The 9,435-nt window shown below is 38.1% G+C and carries 6 protein-coding genes; 3 read left to right on the top strand and 3 right to left on the bottom strand.

The genetic code is table 11. The features are described 5' to 3' along the window. Together AC1DPQ_RS08635 and AC1DPQ_RS08640 are read left to right on the top strand one after the other, a co-directional pair. Positions 1 to 436 (top strand): hypothetical protein (locus AC1DPQ_RS08635; RefSeq protein WP_477608835.1); only part of this gene is annotated, 436 nt, incomplete at its 5' end. 44 nt (positions 437 to 480) lie between these two features. Beyond that, a complete protein-coding gene (locus AC1DPQ_RS08640; protein ID WP_477583978.1) occupies positions 481 to 1,215 on the top strand; it encodes an SGNH/GDSL hydrolase family protein in 735 nt (244 codons plus the stop codon). A gap of 209 nt (positions 1,216 to 1,424) precedes the next feature. Here the strand turns inward: AC1DPQ_RS08640 and ettA are convergent, their stop codons facing one another. The 3 genes from ettA to AC1DPQ_RS08655 all read right to left on the bottom strand — a co-directional run bounded on the left by ettA (position 1,425) and on the right by AC1DPQ_RS08655 (position 7,982). Further along, positions 1,425 to 3,104, bottom strand: coding sequence for an energy-dependent translational throttle protein EttA (gene ettA, locus AC1DPQ_RS08645; protein ID WP_477608837.1), 1,680 nt, complete (start codon positions 3,102 to 3,104; stop codon positions 1,425 to 1,427). A gap of 436 nt (positions 3,105 to 3,540) precedes the next feature. Continuing rightward, the gene (locus tag AC1DPQ_RS08650; RefSeq protein WP_477608839.1) at positions 3,541 to 5,040 is read right to left on the bottom strand and encodes a RagB/SusD family nutrient uptake outer membrane protein; all 1,500 of its coding nucleotides are present in this window, start codon (positions 5,038 to 5,040) and stop codon (positions 3,541 to 3,543) included. Positions 5,041 to 5,057: 17 nt separating this feature from the next. After that, positions 5,058 to 7,982, bottom strand: coding sequence for a SusC/RagA family TonB-linked outer membrane protein (locus AC1DPQ_RS08655; RefSeq protein ID WP_477581032.1), 2,925 nt, complete (start codon positions 7,980 to 7,982; stop codon positions 5,058 to 5,060). Positions 7,983 to 8,510: 528 nt separating this feature from the next. Between AC1DPQ_RS08655 and AC1DPQ_RS08660 the strand changes: the two genes are divergently transcribed. After that, positions 8,511 to 9,008, top strand: a complete 498-nt coding sequence (locus tag AC1DPQ_RS08660; RefSeq protein WP_477581034.1) for a BLUF domain-containing protein — start codon at positions 8,511 to 8,513, stop codon at positions 9,006 to 9,008. The last annotated feature ends 427 nt before the right edge of the window (positions 9,009 to 9,435 follow it).

The following is a 9,435-nucleotide window of genomic DNA, read 5'->3' on the forward strand; positions in this document are numbered from 1 at the left end:
CTTCAATAGCAGTGTATCGTATAGCTTTAGTTCAAACACTTACTCTGTAATGAACCAGAACATTAAGAATGTCCAGGTTCTGGCTTTAAATGGCAGTGCCAGTTGGATTCCAAGCAAACGTTTTAGGGTAAATGCATCGGCATCTAAAAGTTTAAATTTTGGCTATAACCTATATGCCGGCAACCCATTATTGGTGAACATGGGGTTGAATACTTCCTTCTTGAAAGATAATAAACTCCTTTTTTCTATCCAGGCGAACGATCTGTTTAATCAAGGCTCACTTTTTAGCACCAGTATCAGCAACAATTCTATATCCGAAAACAGGACACGCTTTATCAGCCGCTTTGTGCAGGCAACACTGGGTTATAACCTGAGTCAGTTTGGCAATAAAAGAAACAGAACGAATTTAAATTTAAGCGGAGAAGAATTTAATTAATGGGGAATTAATTAGTTTAGCGTTTTGTTCAAATCGAATATCCCATGAAAAGTAAAATCCTAATCTTTTTTTTATTGGTCTTTGCAAGCAGTTCGTTTGCACAGCTGAAGACAGATTCGTTAAATAGTAAACCTAAAAAGGAGAATTTTGCTGATGATTGGGCTGCATTAAGTAAGTACCAGAAAGAAAATGAACTTTTACCGCCACCAACCAGAAAAGAAAAAAGAGTTGTTTTTTTAGGGAGTTCGATATTCGAATTCTGGAAGCAAAAAGATCCTGAATATTTTAAGGATAAACCTTATCTGGATAGGGGGATAAGCGGGCAGATTTCGCCACAACTGCTCATCCGTTTCCGGCAGGATGTAATTAATCTTAAACCAAAGGTAGTGATCATTTTGGCCGGGAGCAATGATATAGCCGGCAATACAGGCCATGTTACCATCGATAAAATTATGGATAACATTAAATCGATGGCAGAACTGGCGAGGCTGCATCACATTAAAGTGATACTCTGTAAATACCTGCCTGTTTACGAATATCCATGGAATAAGCGCATTAAAGCGGCCGATAGCATTGTGGACTTAAATGCAAAAATTGTGGCCTACGCCAAAGAAAGAAATTATACAGTTTTAGATTATTGGACACCGCTGGTAGATGAACGAAAAGGGCAGCGTGCCGAACTAACGGTTGACGGTGTTCATCCAAACCTTGCAGGTTATAAAATAATGGAAGAAGTAACAGATGCTGCAGTAAAAAAAGCCTTGAAAAACTGGCATTGATTTCCTAACTAGATTGGGAACCACGTAGTGCTCATGAATGCCTTTGGAGAGAAGAAAGCCTATGAATAATTGTAATGCAATAGGCTTTAAGATTAGCTTCGCTGAGCACTTCGTGGTTCCCGCATGCACGGGAATGACGATAACGTTAAAAAATAATTTCCAAATTACACCTCAAACAAAAAAGTCCCGATTCTCATCGGGACTTTGTATTAATTTAGTTTTTTATATCTGATGCGTTTTGGGGTAACATCACCTAAACGTTTCTTGCGGTTTTCTTCATAATCTGAATAGTTCCCTTCGAAGAAATAAACTTCAGAATTACCTTCGAACGCCAGGATGTGTGTACAAATCCTATCTAAGAACCACCTATCGTGACTGATCACTACGGCACAACCACCAAAGTTTTCTAAGGCTTCTTCCAGGGCACGTAAAGTGTTTACGTCGATATCGTTGGTTGGCTCATCCAGTAGCAATACATTGGCTCCCTTTTTCAAGGTAATGGCCAAGTGTACACGGTTACGCTCACCTCCTGATAGGATGCCTACTTTTTTCTGTTGATCGCCACCATTAAAGTTGAACTTTGAAACATAGGCACGTCCGTTAACGGCTTTAGTGCCCAATTGGATATTGTCCAATCCATCGGTAATGTTTTCGTAAACGGTTTTATCGGCATCTAAATCGTTGTGCATCTGATCTACATAACCCAACTCAACGGTTTCGCCTACACGGAATGTACCAGCATCTGCTTCTTCCTGTCCGGTAATTAAACGGAATAAAGTGGTTTTACCTGCACCATTGGGACCAATAATACCCACAATACCTGCCGGCGGAAGGGAGAAGTTTAAATTATCGAACAATACCTTATCGCCATAAGCTTTGGTAACATTTGTTGCTTCAATTACCACATTACCCAAACGAGGTCCAGCAGGGATGAAAAGTTCCAATTTATCTTCTCTTTCTCTGCCATCTTCTGAAGCTAATTTATCGTAGTTGGCTAAACGTGCTTTAGATTTTGCATGACGTGCTTTTGGTGCCATACGTACCCATTCTAACTCGCGTTCTAATGTTTTCTGGYGCTTGCTTTCTGTTTTCTCTTCCTGCGATAAACGTTTTGCTTTTTGATCTAACCAGCTGCTGTAATTTCCTTTCCATGGAATACCTTCACCGCGGTCTAGTTCTAAAATCCATCCGGCAACATTATCTAAGAAATACCTATCGTGGGTAACTGCAATAACGGTTCCTTCGTAATTTTGTAAGAATTGTTCTAACCAATCGATACTTTCGGCATCCAAGTGGTTGGTAGGCTCATCCAATAATAATACATCAGGGTGTTGAAGCAATAAACGGCACATGGCCACACGACGGCGCTCACCGCCTGATAATACACCGATTTTAGTGTCAGGATCAGGACAACGCAAGGCATCCATAGCTCTTTCTAATTTCGAATCAATTTCCCAGGCACCTAATGCATCAATTTTATCCTGAAGTTCGCCTTGTCTGGCCATCAGTTTATCCATGGCATCAGGATCTGAGTAGTTTTCCTCTAAGCCGAAAGCTTCGTTTACTTCTTCGTACTCTTTTAAAATAGCAGTTACTTCGGCAACGCCTTCTTCAACCACCTCGCGCACGGTTTTTTCAGGATCCAAGATCGGCTCCTGTGCTAAATAACCGACCGAATAACCTGGTGAGAAAACCACTTCGCCTTGGTAAGATTTATCTAAACCGGCAATGATTTTTAAAAGAGATGACTTACCAGAGCCGTTTAAACCAATAACCCCGATTTTGGCACCGTAAAAGAAAGAAAGGTAAATATTTTTTAAAACCTGTTTTTGTGGAGGGTAAATTTTGTTTACACCTGCCATTGAAAAGATTATTTTCTCGTCTGACATTATAATGTGTTGTTTTTAAAGTAGTTTAATACTAAGATTGATATTAAAGGAAGGTTAACAGTTTTTCTTACAGACTGTTTTACCCAACCAAATAATGGCAACGCCAAAATTGCTCACAAAGATAAGAACAACAAGCCCATTACAAAGTGCTTTATGATTATACTTTAATAAACTTTTAGCCACAAATTAACACGGAATGCTTTTCTGCATCATGCCAACTAATGAACCAATGACGAATGAACTGCCAATTCTAATCTCGTTTTAATGTAATTATCATAATTCGTTCATAAAATATATCTTGCTGTGTAACGCAATACAAAAGTTTTACATTTAGCTAGCGGATAATTCTTAGTAGATACCGTAAGCATTAGTTAAAGCAAAAGCCTTTCAGGATTGAAAGGCTTTTGTTTTTTGATAATATGAAATTTGTCTTTTATTATGGGTTTTGAGATAAATTAGGATTTTTATCTCTTTCGGTTTGTGGGATAAAATAAATTACCCGCGCATCAGTAGGGTTAATGGTTTGATTAACTGAGCCATTAATAGTAGAGTGTGTGCCTGGGTAATCTCTTACCACTGGACGGTTATTTCTAAATAGGTCGTAAGCCCGTTGACCTTCAAAAGCCAGTTCTAACCATCTTTCTTCCAGTACAATATCTAAAATGTTGTGTGTTGGCGTAACATCTGTCAAAGTATAAGCTGGAATTCCTGCACGGGTTCTAATTATATTCACATCATCTAAAGCCAATTGCGTATTGTTCAGCTTGGCATTGGCCTCCGCTCTGTTTAGGTGCATTTCTGCTAAACGGAGGTAAACAGGTGATGTTAAATTAATCACGCCTTCCTGCAGGTTATTTTTATTTACATAATAAATAGGTGCAGCAGGGGTTAGTTTTGTATTTAACTGTTGTACGCCATTTACGATTAAAGGTGAAATAAAGCTTTTTCTTTTATCCTGAGGATATTTATTAAGAAAATTATAATACTTTACCGAAGCATATATTTCTCCCCATCCGCTTTCTCCCTGGCCTAAGGCATTACCATTGGCATCGCCACTATAGTATAACGAGCCAATAGCTGAATAATCGTAGTTCTCGGTTTTGGTGTGTTTGATGGCAAAGATATTTTCGGTATTTTTTTCTGGATCGCCTCTAAAATAGGTTTGATAGGCGGCATCCTGCATCAATTGATACTTGTTTGAGCTGATAACCAGGTTGGCATATTCTACGGCTTTGGCGTTGTTATCCATATAAAGATAAACTCTTGATAAGAGTGCATAAGCAGCCATTTTTGTAGCGAAGCTATTGCTTTTCTCTGCAGTGATACATTGCGCAGCTTTTAATAGATCAGCAATTACAAAATCGTAAACTTGGGCAACTGTACTTCTTTTGATTATAGCAGCGTCGGTTTCACTTACCGTTTCGCTCAAAATTGGAACTCCAGCATTGGTGGTAGGGTTCTGTGCATAAGGCCTTCCGAACATGCGTACCAGGTTAAAGTGCAACATCGCCCTTAGGAATAAGTTTTCACCTTTAATTTGCAGTAAATCAGCAGATGAACCATCTGGAATAAGCTTAATGATTTTATTTGTTGCAGATGCAACATAATAGGCTTGCTGGAAATAAGCAGTTGCATTGGCAGAATTTACCAGGTGGGTATACTTATATAAATTGGTTACATCACTTGATGAGTTTTGCCCCTGAGCTACTTCATCAGAAGGGAGCTCGGCTAGCCAATGGTAATTATTTTCGTAGTTTAATGATTTTAGGGTAGCATAATTACCTAAGGTGGCCGTACGCTTACCYTCGATTGTAGTTAATAACCCACTATCTTCCGCTTTATCAGAGGGGAAATAAGTTTTACGACATGCAGATGCAGAAAGAATAACACTGGCTACAATGGCGAATTTTATGATGTGATTATGGTATATTTTCATGATAATCTTATTAATAATTAGAATGTTAGGTTAACGCCAAAAACAAATCTTCTGCTGGTTGGATATCTGAAAGACGAAATACCACCAGTAAGATCAACTTCAGGATCTACACCCGAAAACTTGGTGGCCGTAAATAGGTTGTCGCCGCTCACATACAAGCGGGCTGCATTTATTGAGGCCTTTTTTAACCAAGTGGTAGGTAAATTGTATCCTACGGTTACATTTCTCAATCTTAAATAACTTCCATCTTCTAAAAAGCGGGTAGAGGTTTGATGCGATTGAAGATTACCGCCGAATTTAGCCTGTGGATGGGTTGCATCGGTTTGGCCAGGTGTTGTCCATCGTACCGAACCYTTAGGTAATACCTGTTGATTATAACTTTCGTACACCCCGTCGTTATCGAAATAGAAACGGCTATCGTTATATACCCAGTTGCCATATACAAAATTTAAGAAAGCCGAAAGGGTAAAGTTTTTATATTCCAATGTATTGGTTAATCCGCCACTAAACTTTGGCGCTGACGATTTACCTGTATATTGTCTGGTAGCCTGGTTATAAGTACTGGTTACACCAGTAAGATCGTCTAATTTTTCCCAAAGCGGTTTGCCATCAGCCGGATTTACCCCTGCCCATTTTTGCATGTACCATTCATCCATATCATGACCCAAAGCTATTGGCTGGGTACTGGTGTTTACTACCAATAAGCCTTGATTTAACTCCATAACTTTGTTGCGGTTAAAAGACATATTAAAGCTGGTTTCCCATTTAAAGTCTTTTTGCTGGATGTTTTTAGCGTTGATAGTGAGCTCAATGCCTCTGTTTCTTACCGCACCTATGTTTCTTCTAATGCTTCCATAACCCACTGTTGAAGGAAGTGGAACGGCAAATAGCAGATCAGAGTTGCGTTTGTCATAGGCATCAATAGTAATGTCGATACGTTTAAATAATCCAAAATCCAGACCTAAATTGTAGGCTCTCGATTTTTCCCAGGTCAAATCCGGGTTGGCAATTTGGGTAGGGAAGGCACCTGTTTGACCATTGTATGAAGCTCCTGCATTTAAATTATATAGTCCCAACGATTGATAAAAACCATCAGGGCTATCGTTCGTGGTAAAACGTTGATTACCAGTAGTACCAAAACTGGCGCGTAATTTTAGAAAGGTAAGTGTGGTATTGCTCTTTAAAAAATCTTCGTTAGATAAAATCCACGATGCGCCTGCCTGATAAAAAGTTGCGGCGGGATTGTTTTTCCCAAATCGCGAAGAGTATTCATTTACTATAGAAGCTACTAAGTAATACTTGCCTTGATAGCTATAGTCGGCCTGCGCAAGGTATTTTATATTTTGATACTGATCATATCTTCCTGTKGGTTTATTGGTGATATCAGTTGCTGTATTTATGGCATCCAATCCGGCTGGCAAACCTTTGGCAGTAATTCCGCTTTCATCATATTTATAACCTTCTATCTCCGCAACACCTAAAACGCTCAGGCTATGGTTACCTAAATTTACGTTGTACTTAATTCTGTTCGATGATAAAAGTGTAGTAGAGAAAGTATTACCTAAAGATACTGTTCCCAGGTTTGTTGCGCCACTCTGACTTCTTCTGTCATAATAATTGCTCGATCTGCCGTTGGCAATGGTGGCCCTGTTATAACTAGAAACCGTTAGGTTTTTGAGTATGTCATAATCCAGGTTTATATCACCTGTTGTGGTATAACTTCTTGCTTTTGAATAATTGTATTGCAAGCTCTGCAAAAAGTTTGAGCGGTCTCTACCTTTCCAGGAAGGAATACTCCGTGGGTCAGTTGGACTGCCGTCCGCATTATAAGCAGGATCGTATGGCATATTTAAATAAGCCTGATAAACAGCACTTTCAGGGTTATAATTATCATTGATTACAATTCCGCTTAACAAAGCCGTTAATTTTAGTTTTTTAGTCAATTGTGAGGTAAGGTTAGCCCTTAAACTATATTGTGTTTTATCGTTGTTGATTAAAGTTCCTTCTTCTTTAAAATAGTTGCCTGAGATATAAAATTGAGTTTTCTCACTCCCCCCAGATGCGGTTAACGTGTGGTTATTTACCATTGCTGTTCTAAAGGCCTCATTCCACCAATCGGTATTGGTATTTAGTACCGAAGCAGCTGGCGGAGTAGTAAAGAAAGATTTTTGGTAATCGTAAAGTTGTTGAGCATCCATTAGCTTAAAGTTACCTGTAGTAGCCTTGGCAATGCCAATGGTTGAGTTTAGGCTGAATCTGGTTTCTCCCGCTTTTCCTTTTTTGGTGGTTACAATAATAACGCCATTGGCAGCTCTCGATCCGTATAAACCTGTGGCTGCGGCATCTCTCAATATGGTAATATTATCCACATCGGCCGGGTTATACGTACCACCAATGTTTCCATCAACTACAATTAGTGGCCCGGTACCGGCATTAATACTACCTACGCCACGTACCACTACATTCGAGCCAGCAGTAGGGTCGCCAGAAGCAGAACTCGCCACCACACCAGGCGCTTTACCCTGTAGCAGGTTGCCGAGGTTTACAGAAGTTACATCATTAAGCTGCGAACCACTTACGGTAGTTACTGCACTCGAAATTTCTGATTTCTTCTTTGTGGTATACCCTACAACTGTTACGGCGTCTAACTCAGTAGATTGATCTACTAAAGAAACATTTACAGCAGTATTTGTGCCCACTTTAATGGTTTGTGTGGTAAAACCTAGGGCTTTAAACTCCAGGGTACTCTCATTATCAGCGCTAATCGTATATTTTCCGTTTGCATCTGTTTGTACGGCAGTTTTTGTGCCCAGAACGGTCACGGTAATTCCCGGAAGCGGGAGTTTTTTACTGTCGGTTACCGTACCAGAAATAGTACGGTTTTGTGCCTTTACTACGAAAATACACGCAATAAAGGAAATCATTAAAAGAATTTTCTTCATGTTTTTTAGGTTAGATTAGTTACTGTTTTGTTATCTGTTGAGGAGCATTAATCAGATTAGGGAGGGCTAAAAGTTATTCTTAGGTTCATTAATAATATACTTTTTAGTAAAATGATTATTACTAAACTATAACCATAAAAGTCAAGATCAAACCGCGAATGCAGCGCAAACGTTTGCTTTAAATTGTATATAACGGATGGTGTGCTTACTATTTGAGCCTTTTTTGAAGGGTGATAAATATTGTATGCTTATATTGCCGATATTATTAAGCGCAAACGTTTGCTTCTCTTTGGTTTGGTAATACATTATAAAGAAAAAGAGATGAGTTTTTTTTGGCAACTAAAATAAAAGCAAGAGATATGCTTGTTGTTTTTTAGATTATTAGTGTATTAGGGCAATTAATAGATTTTTGGTGATCTTTTTGTTTAATTTGAGTCGTTAAGATCATGTTTTGCTAGAATTGTTGTGGAAATAATCAGATAATAGGCGCGTTTTAGGAAAAACAGAAAATTTAGCGTTAATTACCTTATGGAATTAGAGATTGAAGTTTTAAAACCCATTTTTTATTTAATTTATACAAGCATAGAGAGCAGTTCGTTTAACAATGATGAACTTAAAGCCTTGCTTAATCAGTGCAGAGATTTTAATAATCGGAATAACATTACTGGGATATTATTATATGTAAGAGGTCTGCAGATTACAAAGAGTAAAGGGAGATTTATGCAATTACTTGAGGGAGATGAACGGATCATTCGCAGACTTTTTAACAAAATCGTAAATGACGAACGTCATGAATCGGTTGTTTTACTGCAAATTGGCAAATATGAGCAGCGTTATTTTACAGATTGGAGTACGGGATTTGAGCAGACTGATGGAGAACTTTATCAATCGCTATCTGGTCATTTCGATTTAAATGATGTAGTTTCAAAATGTGATAAACTTGGTGTTGCCGATGTCCCGTTACAGTTTTTACAGAAGTTATCATCAAATAATAAACATCAATTTGCCGAAGCGCTTTATGGTTGAAACGACTAAAGCGCTGTAGTTGGTTTCTGTATTAAAAGATAGGCTTATTTTATGATAAATGGATTACAATAAACTACGATGTTAGAAAACAAAAACAACCTAATTACAGTTAACTTCGTAATAGGGTAATAATAGGTAGGATTGATCGGATAGTTTGTTGATTTTTATCTAATGAAATTGTTAAATGATGTCACGTTCTTTTTGTTTTTCTGTCAAAACTTGTAAATTGCCTAAGTAAAAAGATACAAATTGTCAGTTTTTGATAGCGAAAAAATCCTTACAATAAACCGACAATAAAATATCTATAACCGGATGTTTTTGGCAAATGTCCCTTTAAAACCTTTAGAACACTTATTACGTAGATAGATATAAATAAAATAATATTTATCGAAACGATAATCTTACATTGAATTTTGGGTTCTCAGGC

Source organism: Pedobacter sp. 01T416_2 (assembly GCF_056398925.1).